Raw genomic sequence first — 15,983 nt, 5'->3', positions numbered from 1 at the left:
GGCGCGTGTCACGGTTGCGGCCGGTGAGGGCTGGTCGCGCAGTTCCCCGCGCCCCTTAGGGGGCGCTACTGCTGGCCTTGCTTTGCCTGTTCCGTCAGCACCTGATGCAACGGCTCCGTCGCCCTGCGGCGGTACTCCTGGATCGACCAGCCATTCCCGTCCGGGTCCCTGAAGTACATGAACGTCGCGCCGTCGTCGGGGGAGTACTGGGTCGGCTCGGAGACATCCAGCCCGCGTTCGAGCAGCTCGGCGTGCGCCGCCTTGATGTCGGCGACGCAGAGCTGGAGGCCCTGGTAGGAGCCGGGTTCGGGCTTGGTCTCGCCCTTGGTGAGGTCCCAGATGCTGTCGCCGAGGGCGATCGAGCAGCCGGAGCCGGGAGGGGTCAGCTGGACGATGCGCATGCCCGGCATGACCTCCTGGTCGATGTCGACGTGGAAGCCGACCTTGTCGCGGTAGAAGTCGCGGGCTCGGTCGATGTCGCTCACGGGCAGCGGGATCACTTCGAGCGTGTACTGCATCGCTGGTCCTCCAGGTCGCCGTTGGCACGTCAGCCGAACCGCCAGCGGGTCTGGCTGAACGGCTCCCCCTTACCGAAGCCGAAAACGGTGACCGGCGCCACCGAAAAGACGTAAGCGTGCCCCGATCCGTGGTGGAAGCAGCCGTTCCGCACCTCGAAGTGCCAGAAGGGGCCGTATTTCGTCTCCCAGAGGGCCGCGAGTTCGCGCAGCGCCGCGTCGTCCGTGACCCGCCGCGCCTCGCCCTCGACCACGAGGTCGTACCCCTTGTTCCAGGTGCTCGTGCCCGTCGTGAGGACGACATGGGGGTTCTCGGCCAGGTTGCGGGCCTTGCGCTCTTCGGGGCCGGTGCAGAAGTGCAGCGCGCCGTGTACCCAGACCGCGGGCAGCGGGGTGACGTGCGGGCGCCCGTCCGGTCGTACGGTCGAGATCCAGAACAGCTCGGCCTCGGTGAGCTGCTTCTCGGCTTCCGGCCAGGGGGTCGCGGTGGCCGTCTCTTCGCTGTAGCGGGTGTCCAGTCGGGTCTGCGGGGTGGTGTCGGTCATGAGCTGCCTCCAACTGCCGTATGTCCCTCCACAGGGCAGACCGTCCGCAGCGGCAGAACTCATCGGCGCTTCTCTCAGGCTCTGCGGTTAGGCTCAAGCGGGTACGACCTTGATCCGACAGGAGGCGGGGCATGACGGCGCCGGGGCGCAGGAGCAGTACCTTCACTCGGCTGCTGCGGCACGGTTTCACCGATCCCTCGGCCGCCGAGCGGCTTCTGGACGGCGTGGAGCTGTCGCCGATGCGGAACGATCCGGTGCTGCTGGAGGCGCTGGGCGCGACCGCCGACCCGGATCTCGCGCTGCACGGTCTGGTCCGGCTGCTGGAGGTGCAGCCCGGCCCCCTGGCGCAGCGCGAGCTGCTCGACACGGTGATAGCGGCGAAACCGCTGCGGGACCGGCTGCTCGGTGTGCTCGGGGCCTCCGCCGCGCTCGCCGATCACCTCGCCCGGCACCCCAAGGACTGGCAGGCGCTCGTCACGTACGAGCCGCGCGACCTGCACCCCGGGGTGGCGGAGTTCGAGCGCGGTCTCGCCGAGGCCGGCGACCCGGTCACCCTGCGCGTCGCCTACCGGCGCTGTCTGCTGTCCATCGCCGCCCGTGACGTGTGCGGCACCACCGATGTCGCCGAGACCGCGGCCGAACTCGCCGACCTGGCCACCGCGACCCTGCGCGCCGCCCTCGCCATCGCCCGCGCCGCCGCGCCCGACGACGCCGCCTCGTGCCGGCTCGCGGTGATCGCGATGGGCAAGTGCGGCGGCCATGAGCTGAACTACGTGTCCGACGTCGACGTGATCTTCGTGGGCGAAGCCGTCGAGGGCGCCGACGAGGGCAAAGCGCTGCGCTCCGCCACCAAGCTGGCCTCGCACATGATGCGGATCTGCTCCGAGACCACCGTCGAGGGCTCGATCTGGCCCGTGGACGCCAATCTGCGGCCCGAGGGCAGAAACGGTCCCCTGGTCCGCACGCTGAGCAGCCATCTCGCCTACTACCAGCGCTGGGCCAAGACATGGGAGTTCCAGGCGCTGCTCAAGGCCCGCCCGGTGGCCGGCGACATCGAGCTCGGCGAGGAGTACGTCTCTGCTCTCGAACCGCTCGTCTGGAAGGCCGCCGAGCGCGAGAACTTCGTAGCCGATGTACAGAAGATGCGCCGCCGGGTCGTCGAGAACATCCCGGTCGCCGAGGTCGACCGGGAACTGAAGCTCGGTCCGGGCGGGCTGCGGGACGTCGAATTCGCCGTACAGCTGCTGCAGTTGGTGCACGGGCGTGCCGACGCCTCTCTTCGCAGTGGTACGACTCTGGACGCCCTCCAGGCGCTCGCCGCCGGCGGGTACGTCGGTCGCGCCGACGCCGTCCAGCTCGACAGTGCCTACCGTTTCCTGCGCTCCATGGAGCACCGCATCCAGCTCTACCGGCTGCGCCGCACCCACCTTGTCCCCAATGACGAGGCGGACCAGCGCCGCATCGGCCGCTCGCTGGGCCTGCGCACCGATCCGGTCGCCGAGCTGAACCGCGAGTGGAAGCGGCACGGCAGTGTCGTACGACGGCTGCACGAGAAGCTCTTCTACCGGCCACTGCTCGACGCCGTCGCCCAACTGGCCCCCGGCGAAGCCCGGTTGAGCCCCGAAGCCGCCCGCGAACGCATGGTCGCCCTCGGCTACGCCGACCCGGCCTCCGCCCTGCGCCACCTGGAGGCGCTGGCCTCGGGCGTCACCCGAAAGGCCGCGATCCAGCGCACGCTGCTGCCCGTGCTGCTCGGCTGGTTCGCCGACTCCGCCGACCCGGACGCGGGACTGCTCAACTTCCGCAAGGTGTCGGACGCGCTCGGCAAAACGCCCTGGTATCTGCGGCTGCTGCGGGACGAGGGCGCCGCGGCCGAGAATCTCGCCCGTGTGCTGTCCGCCGGCCGCCTCGCGCCCGACCTGCTGATGCGCGCGCCGGAAGCGGTGGCGCTGCTCGGCGACGGTGACGGCGGCGGCCTCGCCCCCCGCTCCCACGCCCATCTGGAGCAGGAGATCCTCGCCGCGGTCGGCCGCGCCGCCGGTGCCGTCCAGGCGGTGACGGCCGCCCGTGGCGTCCGCCGCCGCGAGCTGTTCCGTACGGCCGCCGCCGACATCGTCGGCTCGTACGGCACCGAGGCCCAGCCCGCCGAGGCGGACCAGGGCGCCCTGGTGGACCGGGTCGGCGGCGCGATCTCCGACCTCACGGCCGCCACCCTCGCCGGCACCCTGCGCGCCGTCGTCCGCGAGGGCTGGGGCGAGGAGCTGCCCACCCGGTTCGCGATCATCGGCATGGGCCGCTTCGGCGGGCACGAACTCGGCTACGGCTCCGACGCGGACGTCCTGTTCGTGCACGAGCCGCGGGAAGGCGTCGAGGAGCGGGAGGCCGCGGACGCCGCGAACAAGGTCGTCTCCGAGATGCGGCGACTGCTCCAGATCCCGAGCGCCGACCCGCCGCTGCTGATCGACGCGGACCTGCGACCGGAGGGCAAGTCCGGGACGCTCGTACGGTCGTTGAAGTCGTACGAGGCCTACTACCGCCGCTGGTCCCTGGTCTGGGAGTCACAGGCACTGCTGCGGGCCGAAGTCGTCGCCGGCGACGAGGACTTGGGGCGGCGCTTCATCGAGCTGATCGACCCGCTGCGGTATCCGGCGGAGGGACTCGGCGACGACGCCGTCCGTGAGATCCGGCGTCTGAAGGCCCGTATGGAGTCCGAGCGGATGCCGCGCGGCGCCGACCCGAAGCTGCACACCAAGCTCGGGCCCGGCGGGCTCTCCGACGTCGAATGGACCGTCCAGCTCTTCCAGTTGCACCACGGCTGGGCCGAGCCGGGCCTGCGCACCACCCGCACCCGCGAGGCCCTCGCCGCAGCCTGCGCCGCCGGACTCGTCTCCGGCGAGGACGCGGCGACCCTGGACGAGGCGTGGGTGCTGGCGACGCGGGTGCGGAACGCGGTGATGCTGGTGCGCGGCCGAGCCGGGGACACGTTCCCGTCGCACGGACGTGAAATGGCCGCCGTGGGGCGGTACTTGGGGTACGGCCCGGGACACGTCGGCGACATGCTCGACGCGTACCGGCGTACGGCGAGGCGGGCGCGGGGTGTGGTGGAGGAGCTGTTCTACGGGGCGTGAACCCGCAGACCGACCTTGCTGAACCCTCAGCGCTTCTTCGCGTGCACCCTCAGCGCACGAGCATGAGTCATCAGCCCCTCCAGCCCCACCTCGAACGCCCGGTCCGCCCGCCCTTCTCCCACCGCCGCCAGCGCCTCCGCCAGCCGGGGCGTCGGCGCGTCCGGCGTCAGTTCCCACATCGTCTCCGGGGCCGCGAGGTCGAGCGCCGAGCCCAGGACCAGGTTCTCCAGGGCTACGAGGAGCGGCATGACGTCGGCGGGGGCGAACCCGGCGTCCAGGAGCAGCGTCACCGCCCGCTCGTACTGCTCCAGGACGCGCGGCGCCCGCATCGGTGACGTCATCAGCAGCGGGATCGCCTTCGGGTGTGCGGCGAACGCGGCACGGTAGGAGCGCGCCCAGGCCTCCAGCGCCGTGTCCCAGGGCGCCAGGGACAGCGTCCCGGCGTCGATCACGGACGCGACCCGCTCGCGCAGCAGTTCCACGATGCCGTCCCGGCCGTCCACATGGTGATACACCGAGCCGGTCTGCGCGCCGAGCCGCTTGGCGATCTGCGGCACGTTGGAATCGCCCAGGTCAACGGTGCTCCGTTGGCTCCGAGTATCGCTCTGTCCGCCGCTCGAAGGGCTTCCCCATGTCCGTGACCGCCTCCGACATCCCCGCGGAGAAGACGCCGCCCGCCACGGCCGGCCTCCGCGGCACCGCCGACATCGCCTTCTACGCCGTCTCCGCCGCCGCCCCGCTCACCGTCATGGCCGGCGTCGCTCCGCTCGCGATCCTGCTCGGCGGCATCGGCGCCCCGGTCGGCTACCTCGTCGCCGGCATCACTCTCACCGTCTTCGCTGTCGGCTTCACGAGCATGAGCCGGCACGTCAAAAGCGGCGGCGCCTTCTACGCGTAGGGTGGCCGCCTCCCTGCAGCCGCCGCACACCGCCTACACCCGCGCCGACGGCACCGACGAGTGGTCCCGCCGCCTGGGCGCCGGCCCGGGCCGCCCACGCCTGGCGTCTGCGCGATCTGCGGGACGCGGGCGCGACGGTCGCCCTGGGCTCGGACCGGCCGATCGCCCACTACGACGTACGGACGGTCCTGGCGACGGCACGCGGCCCGAAGGGCGCCGCTTCGGCTCGGGCGGGCCTCACGGCCTTCGGGGTGGACCCGGTGACGGCTCCCGGGGACGAGGTGGCTCAGGCACCGGTACGACTGACGGTGACCGGTGGTCACGTGGTGCACCGGGGGGAGTAGAGGCCGCCTTGGACCTTCCCGGCAACAGCGCCCTGCCCGGACTTCGCACAGGCACCAGCCTCGGCAAGGAGTAAGGCAACGTCCCGTACCAGACCCGCGCCACCGCGTAGCCGAAGGCGAGGCACATCAGGCCGCCGACGGCGTCCAGCCAGAAGTGGTTGGCGGTGGCGACGATCACGATGAGCGTGGCCACCGGGTAGAGCATGCCCAGGACACGAACCCACGGGATCGAGGCCAGCGCGAAGATCGTCAGGCCGGACCAGACCGACCAGCCGATGTGCATCGACGGCATCGCGGCGTACTGGTTGGACATGTTCTTCAGGTCGCCGGAGGCCATCGAACCCCAGGTGTGGTGGACCATCACCGTGTCGATGAAGCTCTGGCCGTTCATGAGCCGCGGCGGGGCGAGCGGATACAGGTAGTAACCGACGAGGGCCACACCTGTCGTCGCGAAGAGCACCATCCGGGTCGCCGCATAGCGGCCGGGATGACTGCGGAACAGCCACACGAGGACACCGAGAGTGACCACGAAGTGCAGTGTCGCGTAGTAGTAGTTCATGCCGACGATGAGCCAAGTCACCGAGTCCACCGCGTGGTTGACGGATTCCTCGACGGCGATGCCGAGATCGTGCTCGAGCCGCCAGAGCCAGTCGGCGTTGCTCAGAGCCTGTCCCTTTTGCTCCGGGACGGCGTTGCGGATCAGTGAGTACGTCCAGTAACTCACCGCGATCAGAAGGATCTCGAACCACAGCCGGGGCCGCCGCGGAGTGCGCAGCCTGCTCAGCGGACCGGGCCCGGTTTCGACCGTGACAGGGTGCGGAACGGCCTCTTCGCGGCCTTCCTCGGCGGTCGTCACGGTCGTCTCACCCATGGGCACAGAGTCTGCCAGAAAAGCCTTCGCCCTCCGATCATCCCCTGGTCGGGTTCGGGCTGCACGTCCTACGACGACCGTAGGCCGCATCCTCCTACCAGCGCACTGCCACGGAGGGAAGTTCTCCGCCTCAGGGACGACTCCGGTCCCCGCTCCTCTCACCAGGCGCCGAAGCCGTGGAACCGCGCACCACCAGCTCCGGCATGAACACGAACTCACTGTGCGGCGCGGGCGTCCCGCCGATCTCCTCCAGCAACGTCCGCACCGCCGCCTGCCCCATCGCCGGAACCGGCTTGCGGACCGTCGTCAGGGGCGGGTCGGTGAAGGCGATCAGCGGGGAGTCGTCGAAGCCCACCACCGAGATGTCCCGGGGGACTTCCAGACCGTTCTGCCGGGCCGCCCGTATCGCGCCCAGCGCCATCATGTCGCTGGCGCACACCACCGCCGTACAGCTGCGGCCGATGAGTGCGGTGGCCGCCGCCTGGCCGCCCTCCAGCGTGTAGAGGGAGTGCTGGACCAGCTCCGTCTCGATCGTGTCCGTGGCCAGCCCGAGCTGGTCCTGTACGGCGCGGACGAAGCCCTCGATCTTCCGCTGGACCGGCACGAACCGCTTCGGGCCGAGCGCGAGGCCGATCCGGGTGTGGCCGAGCGACACCAGATGCGTGACCGCCAGGGTCATCGCGGCGCGGTCGTCCGGCGAGATGAACGGCGCCTGCACCTTGGGGGAGAAGCCGTCGACGAGCACGAACGGCACGCCCTGCGCGCGCAACTGCTCGTAGCGCTGCATGTCGGCGGTGGTGTCGGCGTGCAGTCCGGAGACGTAGATGATCCCGGCGACGCCCCGGTCGACGAGCATCTCGGTCAGCTCGTCCTCCGTCGAACCGCCCGGGGTCTGGGTGGCCAGCACCGGTGTGTAGCCCTGCCGCGTCAGCGCCTGGCCGATCACCTGGGCCAGCGCCGGGAATATCGGGTTCTCCAGCTCCGGGGTGATCAGGCCCACCAGGCCCTCGCTGCGCTGCCGCAGCCGCACGGGGCGCTCGTAGCCGAGCACGTCCAGCGCGGCCAGCACGGACTGGCGGGTGGTGGCGGCGACGCCCGGCTTCCCGTTGAGGACGCGGCTGACGGTCGCTTCGCTCACCCCCGCCTGAGCAGCGATGTCGGCAAGCCGTGTGGTCACGGGGTTGGACTGTACCGGCCGTCCCACGCCTTGCACACCGACCGGACGCCGGGCGCGGGTGGTTGACCTGCGCGGTGCGGGTTGCTGCGGCATGGCGTCCCCTCGGGAAACGAACGGCAAGAGTTTGCAGAGTCTTGCACAGCACCGTCCATGCCCGCTCAACCCCGCAGAACAACGGTCTCACAGCGGTCGACGACAGGTCACGCCCGGATAACTTCAGAGACGTCTTGCGCATTTTTGCTGCAAGGACTTTCGCGATGCTTACATCGCTGTTACGTTCTCGACGCCCGGCCGCCGCAACGGCGCAGTCGGCAAGTCGCAGGGACGGACGACGGGACCGCCCCCTGCACCACTCGGGCTTTAACCCTCAAGGAGAACTCATGCGGCGTGGCATAGCGGCCACCGCGCTGGTGGCGTCCCTCGCTCTCGCGGCGACGGCCTGCGGCTCAGACAGCGACAGCGGCGACAAGGCCGACGGTCCGGTCACCATCACCTGGTGGGACACCTCCAACGCCACGAATGAGGCGCCGACGTACCAGGCCCTGGTCAAGGAGTTCGAGGCCGCCAACAAGGACATCAAGGTCAACTACGTCAACGTCCCCTTCGACCAGGCGCAGAACAAGTTCGACACCGCCGCCGGTGCCAGCGGCGCCCCGGACGTGCTGCGCTCCGAGGTCGGCTGGACGCCCGCCTTCGCCAAGAAGGGCTTCTTCCTTCCGCTGGACGGCACCGAGGCCCTCGCCGACGAGAGCAAGTTCCAGCCCAGCCTGATCGAGCAGGCCAAGTACGAGGACAAGACCTACGGCGTGCCGCTCGTCACCGACACCCTCGCGCTGGTCTACAACAAGGAACTCTTCGACAAGGCCGGCGTCGAGGCCCCGAAGACCTGGGACGACCTGAAGAAGGCCGCTGCCACGATCAAGGACAAGACCGGCGTCGACGGCTACTGGGGCTCCACCGCGGGCTACTACGCCCAGCCCTTCCTCTATGGCGAGGGCACCGACACCGTCGACGCCGACGCCAAGAAGATCACCGTCAACTCGGCCGAGGCCAAGAAGGCGTACGGCACCTGGCTGGACCTCTTCGACGGCAAGGGCCTGCACAAGGCCGACACCACCGCCGACGCCTACGCCCACATCCAGGACGCGTTCGTCAGCGGCAAGGTCGCCGCGATCATCCAGGGCCCATGGGAGATCACCAACTTCTACAAGGGCTCCGCGTTCAAGGACAAGGCCAACCTCGGCATCACCACCGTCCCGGCCGGCTCCACCGGCAAGGCGGGCGCCCCGACCGGCGGCCACAACCTCTCCGTGTACGCCGGCTCCGACGAGTCGAAGCAGCAGGCCGCGCTGAAGTTCGTGAAGTTCATGACCTCGGCGAAGTCCCAGGAGACCATCGCCCTGAAGAACTCCACGCTGCCCACCCGCGACGACGCCTACACCGCCGAGGTCAAGGCCGACCCGGGCATCGCCGGCTACCAGGGTGTCCTGTCCGTAGCCCAGCCGCGCCCGGCACTGCCCGAGTACAGCTCCCTGTGGACCCCGCTCGACACCGAGCTGAACGGCATCGCCGGTGGCAAGGCGTCCCTGGACGACGGCCTGCGCAACGCTGAGACCGCGATCGCCAAGCTGGTGCCGGACTTCAGCAAGTGACCCCGCATGGCCGTCGGATCCTCCTGAATTGGGGGGAAGGATCCGGCGGCCATCGGCCTGCGCAGCCGTACCCCTTGATCTTCGATCTTCGATCTTCTTGATCTTCCAGAAGGTGTCGAACCATGACAGTCGCCGTCCAGCGCCTGAAGCACAGCTACCAGAAGTACTGGTACGCCTACGCCATGATCGCCCCCGTGGTCATCGTGCTCGGCGTCCTCGTGCTGTATCCGCTCGCGTACGGTTTCTACCTGACGCTCACGGACGCCAACAGCCTCAACACCGGTCGCACGATCGGCGTCAACGAGATCGAGGCCACCTACAAGTTCATCGGCTTCGACAACTACGCCGACATCCTGTGGGGCGAGACCGCCTACGACCGCTTCTGGTCGCACTTCATCTGGACGGTGTTCTGGACGGCGGCCTGTGTCGCCCTGCACTACTGCATCGGTCTGGGCCTGGCGCTGCTGCTCAACCAGAAGCTGCGCGGCCGCACCTTCTACCGGCTGATCCTGGTCCTGCCCTGGGCGGTGCCCACCTTCGTCACCGTCTTCGGCTGGCGGTTCATGCTCGCGGACGGCGGCATCATCAACTCCGCGCTGGAGACGCTCCATCTGCCGACGCCGCTGTGGCTGGAGGACACCTTCTGGCAGCGGTTCGCCGCGATCATGGTCAACACGTGGTGCGGGGTGCCGTTCATGATGGTCTCGCTGCTGGGTGGTCTGCAGTCGATCGACTCGACGCTGTACGAGGCCGCGGAGATGGACGGCGCCACCCCCTGGCAGCGGTTCCGGTACGTGACGCTGCCCGGCCTGAGGTCCGTCAGCTCCACCGTCGTACTGCTCGGCATCATCTGGACCTTCAACCAGTTCGCCATCATCTTCCTGCTGTTCGGCGACACCGCCCCGGACGCCCAGATCCTCGTCACCTGGGCCTACTACCTCGGCTTCGGACAGCAGCCGCGCGACTTCGCGCAGTCGGCGGCCTACGGCATGCTGCTGCTGGCCATCCTGATCGTCTTCACCTCCTTCTACCGCCGCTGGCTGAACCGCAACGACCAGCAGCTCGCGATCTGAGGCAGGAGCCCCCATGAGCAATACGACCGTCAAGACGTCCGCTCCCGCCGATCAGCCCCCCGCGTCCGACGCACCCCGCAAGGTGCGCCGGCGCGGCGAGCGCGGCCCCGGCGCGTCCCTCGCGTCCCACGGCATCCTGATCGCCGCGAGCCTGATCGCGCTCTTCCCGATCGCCTGGCTGGTCTTCCTCTCCCTCGGCCCGGACAAGGACGACTATCTGCACCCCGGAGGGATCTGGGGGAAGATGACGTTCGACAACTACTCGTTCGTCCTGTCGGACACGAACTTCTTCGACTGGCTGAAGAGTTCGCTGATCGTCTCGCTGGGTGCCACGGTGATCGGTGTGCTCGTCGCCGCCACCACCGGATACGCGGTCTCCCGGATGCGCTTCCCCGGCTACAGGAAGTTCATGTGGGTGCTACTGGTCACCCAGATGTTCCCGGTAGCCGTACTCATGGTGCCGATGTACCAGATCCTGTCGGAGCTGAAGCTCATCGACAGCTACGGTGGCCTCATCCTCGTCTACTGCTCGACGGCGGTGCCGTACTGTGCGTGGCTGCTCAAGGGCTACTTCGACACCATCCCGTTCGAGATCGACGAGGCCGGGCGCGTCGACGGGCTGACCCCCTTCGGCACGTTCGCGCGGCTGATCCTGCCGCTCGCGAGGCCTGGGCTGGCCGTGGCCGCGTTCTACAGCTTCATCACCGCGTTCGGTGAGGTCGCGTTCGCCTCCACGTTCATGCTGTCCGACACGAAGTACACGCTGGCGGTCGGGTTGCAGAGCTTTGTGAGTGAGCATGACGCTCAGCGGAACCTGATGGCTGCGACGGCAGTGTTGATCGCGATACCTGCGGCTGGGTTCTTCTATCTCGTGCAGAGGAACTTGGTGACAGGGCTTACCGCCGGTGGAACCAAGGGGTGAGTTGTGTTTCGGCTGCGGCGCCGTCGTGGCTGGTCGCGCAGTTCCCCGCGCCCCTAAAAGCAGGGCGCTGTCCTTCCCTTCCTGAAAACTCGAGGCGGTCGCGGTGGTCATCCGACCCCGCTCCACCGCGGCCGTCTCGTCTTACACGCCCGATGACCCCGTTATTCATCAAGGACGCCATGAGCCAGCACTCCGCCGACCCGGCCGTCAACTCCGCTCTCGCCACCGTCGCCCAGCGCCGCGACTGGTGGCGGGATGCGGTGATCTACCAGGTCTATCCGCGCAGCTTCGCCGACAGCAACGGTGACGGCATGGGGGATCTGGAAGGCGTACGGTCCCGGCTGCCGTATCTGCGGGACCTCGGTATCGATGCCGTGTGGTTGAGCCCCTTCTATGCTTCCCCGCAGGCCGACGCCGGATACGACGTCGCCGATTACCGGGCCGTGGACCCGATGTTCGGCAATCTGCTCGATGCCGATGCGCTGATCCGCGACGCGCATGAGCTGGGTCTGAGGATCATCGTGGACCTGGTGCCCAATCACTCGTCCGACCAGCACGAGTGGTTCAAGCGGGCGGTCGCGGAGGGGGCGGGTTCGCCGCTCCGGGACCGGTACCACTTCCGGCCGGGCAAGGGGGAGAACGGGGAACTCCCGCCCAACGACTGGGAGTCGATCTTCGGTGGGCCCGCGTGGACGAGGGTGCCCGACGGCGAGTGGTATCTGCATCTCTTCGCGCCGGAGCAGCCCGACTTCAACTGGGAGCACCCGGCCGTCGGGGACGAGTTCCGCTCGATCCTGCGGTTCTGGCTGGACATGGGCGTCGACGGCTTCCGTATCGACGTGGCGCACGGACTGGTGAAGGCGGACGGACTGCCGGACCTGGGTGCTCATGACCAACTCAAGCTGCTGGGCAACGATGTCATGCCGTTCTTCGACCAGGACGGCGTGCATGTGATCTACCGCCAGTGGCGGACGATCCTGGACGAGTACGCGGGGGAGAGGATCTTCGTCGCCGAAGCCTGGACGCCGACCGTCGAGCGCACCGCCAACTACGTCCGCCCGGACGAGCTGCACCAGGCCTTCAATTTCCAGTATCTCAGCACGAGTTGGGACGCCGAGGAACTGCGCACGGTCATCGACCGCACCCTGGAGGCGATGCGCCCGGTGGGCGCCCCCGCCACCTGGGTGCTGTCCAACCACGACGTCACCCGCCATGCGACCCGCTTCGCCAACCCCCCGGGTCTCGGCACGCAGATCCGCTCGGCGGGCGACCGCGAACTGGGCCTGCGCCGCGCCCGCGCCGCCACCCTGCTGATGCTGGCGCTGCCCGGCTCGGCATACGTCTACCAGGGCGAGGAGCTGGGCCTTCTGGACGTCGTCGACCTGCCGGACGAGGTCCGCCAGGACCCGGCGTACTTCCGGGGCGCCGGCCAGGACGGCTTCCGCGACGGGTGCCGGGTGCCGATCCCGTGGACGCGCACGGGACCGTCGTACGGCTTCGGCACGGGCGGCAGCTGGCTGCCCCAGCCCGATGGATGGGGCGAGTTGAGCATCGAGGCCCAGACGGGCGACGCCGACTCGACGCTGGAGCTGTACCGCACCGCGCTCGCCGTCCGCCGCGAGCAGCCCGGCCTGGGCGCGGGCAACGCGGTGGAGTGGCTGCGCGCTCCCGAGGGCGTCCTGGCCTTCCGGCGCGGGGAGTTCGTGTGCGTGGCCAACACCGGCGGTGAGTCGGTGACGGTGCCCGCGCATGGTCGCGTGCTGCTTGCCAGCGGTGAGGTGACGGAGGCGGACGGCGAGGCGAAGGTGCCGGCCGACACGACGGTGTGGTGGACCACGGCCTGAGAGGAATCGCCGCCCGATGCCGCGACCGTACACGTCGCGGCATCAACTCCCGCTGACCGCCGCCGACTCGTAGCCCGTGATGTCGTCGGGCGTCACGAGGCCGTCCTCGATCGCCCGAGCCAGCATGTCTGCCTTTGTCGGTGCGGTCCTGCCGACCTGCGCGTACTTGACTCTCGCCCGACGGATGTACACGTCCACGGTGTGAACCGACACACCCATGCGCCGGGCGACCGAAGCCTTCGACATGGACTGGAACCACCACAGCAGCGCGGTGCGTTCCTGTGCGGACAGCTTGGGTCTGCTCGCGCCGCGGTCACCTACCAGGACTCCGGCGGCTGTCGGCGTGACGTAGGGTCTGTCTCCCGCCGCGGCCAGCACCGCGTTCACCAGGTGGGCCCGTCCTTCGTTCTTCGCGACGAACTCGCATGCTCCGGCCTCCAGCGATTCGAGCACCACCCGCTGCTCGGTGAACTGCGAGAAGGCGATGACCCGTTGGCCCGCGGCGGCCAGCGTGGCGATGTCGCCGATGACGAGTCTGCCGTGCAGATTCAGATCGAGTATGAGGACATCCGCGACGCCGGGCTCCACATCCGTGGTTTCGCCGGTGTGCCCCACCGAGATGCGCGGCTCCTCGGACAGCCAGGTCTGGATGCCTTCGATGACGACAGGGTGATCGTCGACGATGGCGACGGTCAGGGGGCCGGTCGTAGCGGCCATCGGGTTTCCCACCACAGCTGATCCTCCTCCTGGTCGTATTGGGCGGACACGGTGAGAGGGCCCGGCGATTCGACGAGCGTCTGCGGCGGGGCGTCGGCCACCACGCTCACCACAACGTCCTCGGGCGTCGCCACCACGGTCACCCGCGCTCGGGTGGCGGCGGTGGCCAGGACCAGCAGGGCCCCTTCCGCCAGTTCCCGGCGGACGGATGACGGCAGGTCGGGCAGGTCGCCGTAGCCCAGCAGGGCCACGCGTACGCCACGCCGCTCGGCGACATCGGCGCAGGCCCGCAGTTCGTGCAGGAGCGGGTGCGGGGTGTCGTCCGTCTCCACGAACAGCCTCCGCAGGCGTGCCGCCTCCACGGCGGCGCGCCGGCGTACGACGGTGTCCCCCGGGTCCAGTTGATGTTCTGCCAGACCACGCAGCAGCGGTTCCACTGTGCTGCGCAGGTACTCGTAACGACGCTGGCGCTCGGCGTGCACGGTCTCGTCGGCGGTGGCACGGGCGAGGCGCTCGGCCTGGCCGGCAGCGATCTCGGTGGCTTCCCTCGCACCGTCGTTGAGCTGCCGTGCCAGATACGCGAGGGTCAACTGGACACCGGCGGTGGTGCACGTCACGGCCAGCAGACGGGCGACCATGACATGGTCGAGCGCGTCGTGGGCGGCCAGGAAGGCCACCGTGACAGCCGTGTTGGCGCCGAGCAGGGCGACCAGCTCCCACAGCGGACGCTGCGTCAGAAGCAGCACGCCGAACCAGCCCACGGTGTTCCACGCCCAGCTCACGTCGCTGATCATCCCGCCCGTCGGGTACGTGGCGGTGGCGACGACGCCGGTGACCAGCGCCGCCCCCGCGAGCCACCGCGCGGTGGGCCCGCTGAGCGCCGAACGCAGCAGCAGGACCGACCCGACCGTCTGGATGACCGTGAGGGCCAGCCAGGAGCCCGCGGCGGCGGCCTGCGGCTCGTACACCGGCCAGCCCCTGAGCACCAGCAGGGTGTCCAGACCCAGGTGCCAGACGCCGACGATCGCCACCAGCCCGATATTGACGGCCATGGCGAAACGGGTGGCGACCATTCCCCTGGCGACGCCGGCGGTCAGGGTTCCCACCTCAGCACGACCCGGGTGCCGGCGCCGGGGGACGAGACCGCCCGGGCGCTGCCGCCCACGGCACGCATCCGGCCGTAGACCGATTCCCGCAGGCCGCGCCGGTGGGAGGGAACAGCCGCGGGGTCGAACCCGCGTCCGCTGTCGCAGACTTCGACGGTGACGCCCTCCCCGGCACGTCGGGCCGTGACCCCGGCAGCGCGGGTGTCCGCGTGCTGGGCCACGTTGGTCAGGGCCTCGGCGATCGCTTGCGAGAGGGCTTCCACGACCTCGTGGGGAAGATCCAGCGGCGGCACGTCGAACTCGATGTCCAGTGACGGGAGGCCGACGCGGCGCGTCAGTACGACGGTGCGCAGCGCGACATCCAGCGGTGCCGGCTCGTGCGCCGCGTCGCGTGCCACGCCGGGATGCGCCCGCAGGTCCGCGATGACGGCCAGGTCGGCCGCGGCCCGTTCCGTCAGCGCGGCGGAATCACGGGTGATGCTGCCGGTGCCCACGATGGTGAGCGTGGCGAGCACCGTGTCGTGCAGCAGTCGCTGCTGGTCCAGTTCGTCGGTGCGGGCGGCGGACCGGGCCCGCGCCGACGCGCGCGCGGCCGCCTCCTCGGACAGCGCGAGGTCCGCCCTGCGCGCTCCGTGTCGCAGCAGGAACACGACAGTGGCGCCGAGCAGTCCCTGGAGCACCATGATCAGGGGGGCGTCCCGGATGCCGGGAGCGCCCACCGCGTAAGCCGCCGCGATGGCGATCGCCGCCGCCATCGCCAGGGGCTGCCGTAGACCGAACTGGGCGATGAAGATGCCGCTGCCGGCGACCATGTCGATCCATCCGCTGCCCGCGCTCGCTCCCAGGACCTCGGCCGGGACGAGGTTGCCGTGCGCCAGGCAGAGCACCACGACGACAGCGGTGTCACCGGCACAGAGCCAGGAACGAGGTTCCGGCCTGAACATCAGCACGATGAACAGACCGCTCCACAGAAGGAGTCCGACGACCGCGACGGCCACCCAGACGGAGCGTGCGGGCGGTGCGAAACCGACCACGGCGACCAGGGCCGCTCCGACAGCACTCGCTGCCCTCAGGACAGCCGACAGGCGTGCGGACTTGCGCCGAAGCTGAAGTTGGGCGGGTCCCTGCGTCAGCACGCCGCCTCCACTAGAGGAATTCCCGCCTCCGCCAAGAAAGGGGCGGATTCGACCG

Annotated in this window: 11 protein-coding genes and 4 pseudogenes; 7 read left to right on the top strand and 8 right to left on the bottom strand. The window is 69.6% G+C overall.

Annotated elements, in window-relative coordinates:
• Positions 1–65: 65 nt before the first annotated feature.
• Together QQY66_RS13200 and QQY66_RS13195 are read right to left on the bottom strand one after the other, a co-directional pair.
• Positions 66–518 carry a VOC family protein gene (locus QQY66_RS13200; protein ID WP_301979465.1) on the bottom strand — a complete coding sequence of 151 codons (453 nt, stop codon included), beginning with the start codon at positions 516–518 and terminating at the stop codon, positions 66–68.
• Positions 519–547: 29 nt separating this feature from the next.
• A complete protein-coding gene (locus QQY66_RS13195) occupies positions 548–1,060 on the bottom strand; it encodes a pyridoxamine 5'-phosphate oxidase family protein (RefSeq protein ID WP_301979463.1) in 513 nt (170 codons plus the stop codon).
• A gap of 131 nt (positions 1,061–1,191) precedes the next feature.
• Between QQY66_RS13195 and QQY66_RS13190 the strand changes: the two genes are divergently transcribed.
• Entirely contained in the window at positions 1,192–4,188 is a 2,997-nt protein-coding gene (locus QQY66_RS13190; protein WP_301979461.1) for a bifunctional [glutamine synthetase] adenylyltransferase/[glutamine synthetase]-adenylyl-L-tyrosine phosphorylase, read from the top strand.
• 26 nt (positions 4,189–4,214) lie between these two features.
• Here the strand turns inward: QQY66_RS13190 and QQY66_RS13185 are convergent.
• A pseudogene (locus tag QQY66_RS13185) lies at positions 4,215–4,757 on the bottom strand (TetR/AcrR family transcriptional regulator C-terminal domain-containing protein); the annotation flags it as partial.
• A 62-nt stretch (positions 4,758–4,819) separates the two neighbouring features.
• On the opposite strand from QQY66_RS13185, the pseudogene QQY66_RS13180 reads away from it, so the two are divergent.
• Both QQY66_RS13180 and QQY66_RS13175 read left to right on the top strand, forming a co-directional pair.
• Positions 4,820–5,083, top strand: a pseudogene (locus QQY66_RS13180) (amino acid transporter); the annotation flags it as partial.
• 4 nt (positions 5,084–5,087) lie between these two features.
• Positions 5,088–5,430 (top strand): annotated as a pseudogene (locus QQY66_RS13175) (amidohydrolase); the annotation flags it as partial.
• Here QQY66_RS13175 and QQY66_RS13170 read toward each other — a convergent pair.
• Both QQY66_RS13170 and QQY66_RS13165 read right to left on the bottom strand, forming a co-directional pair.
• The gene (locus QQY66_RS13170) at positions 5,324–6,301 is read right to left on the bottom strand and encodes a phosphatase PAP2 family protein (RefSeq protein WP_301979460.1); all 978 of its coding nucleotides are present in this window, start codon (positions 6,299–6,301) and stop codon (positions 5,324–5,326) included. The pseudogene QQY66_RS13175 and the gene QQY66_RS13170 sit on opposite strands and share 107 nt — an antisense overlap.
• A 130-nt stretch (positions 6,302–6,431) precedes the next feature.
• Positions 6,432–7,478, bottom strand: a complete 1,047-nt coding sequence (locus QQY66_RS13165) for a LacI family DNA-binding transcriptional regulator (protein WP_301979459.1) — start codon at positions 7,476–7,478, stop codon at positions 6,432–6,434.
• A 380-nt stretch (positions 7,479–7,858) separates the two neighbouring features.
• Here QQY66_RS13165 and QQY66_RS13160 point away from each other — a divergent pair, with 380 nt between their 5' ends.
• From QQY66_RS13160 to QQY66_RS13145, 4 genes and pseudogenes are all read left to right on the top strand, one after another.
• Positions 7,859–9,130, top strand: coding sequence for an extracellular solute-binding protein (locus QQY66_RS13160; protein WP_301979458.1), 1,272 nt, complete (start codon positions 7,859–7,861; stop codon positions 9,128–9,130).
• A 137-nt stretch (positions 9,131–9,267) separates the two neighbouring features.
• Positions 9,268–10,203: pseudogene (locus QQY66_RS13155) on the top strand (carbohydrate ABC transporter permease); the annotation flags it as partial.
• A gap of 13 nt (positions 10,204–10,216) precedes the next feature.
• Positions 10,217–11,125 carry a sugar ABC transporter permease gene (locus QQY66_RS13150; RefSeq protein WP_301979457.1) on the top strand — a complete coding sequence of 303 codons (909 nt, stop codon included), beginning with the start codon at positions 10,217–10,219 and terminating at the stop codon, positions 11,123–11,125.
• A 179-nt stretch (positions 11,126–11,304) separates the two neighbouring features.
• On the top strand, positions 11,305–12,969 hold the full coding sequence (locus QQY66_RS13145) for a glycoside hydrolase family 13 protein (RefSeq protein ID WP_301979455.1): 1,665 nt from the start codon (positions 11,305–11,307) through the stop codon (positions 12,967–12,969).
• A 42-nt stretch (positions 12,970–13,011) separates the two neighbouring features.
• Here QQY66_RS13145 and QQY66_RS13140 read toward each other — a convergent pair whose 3' ends face one another.
• The 3 genes from QQY66_RS13140 to QQY66_RS13130 are packed head-to-tail and all read right to left on the bottom strand — an operon-like array spanning position 13,012 to position 15,928.
• A complete protein-coding gene (locus QQY66_RS13140) occupies positions 13,012–13,686 on the bottom strand; it encodes a response regulator (RefSeq protein ID WP_301979453.1) in 675 nt (224 codons plus the stop codon).
• The gene (locus QQY66_RS13135; RefSeq protein WP_301979451.1) at positions 13,662–14,792 is read right to left on the bottom strand and encodes a hypothetical protein; all 1,131 of its coding nucleotides are present in this window, start codon (positions 14,790–14,792) and stop codon (positions 13,662–13,664) included. Before QQY66_RS13135 ends, QQY66_RS13140 begins: the two co-directional genes overlap by 25 nt.
• Positions 14,780–15,928, bottom strand: a complete 1,149-nt coding sequence (locus tag QQY66_RS13130) for a sensor histidine kinase (RefSeq protein ID WP_301979449.1) — start codon at positions 15,926–15,928, stop codon at positions 14,780–14,782. Before QQY66_RS13130 ends, QQY66_RS13135 begins: the two co-directional genes overlap by 13 nt.
• Between the last annotated feature and the right edge of the window lie 55 nt (positions 15,929–15,983).

Source organism: Streptomyces sp. DG2A-72 (assembly GCF_030499575.1).
Lineage (GTDB): Bacteria > Actinomycetota > Actinomycetes > Streptomycetales > Streptomycetaceae > Streptomyces.
This window is presented reverse-complemented; position numbering and strand designations above follow the sequence as displayed.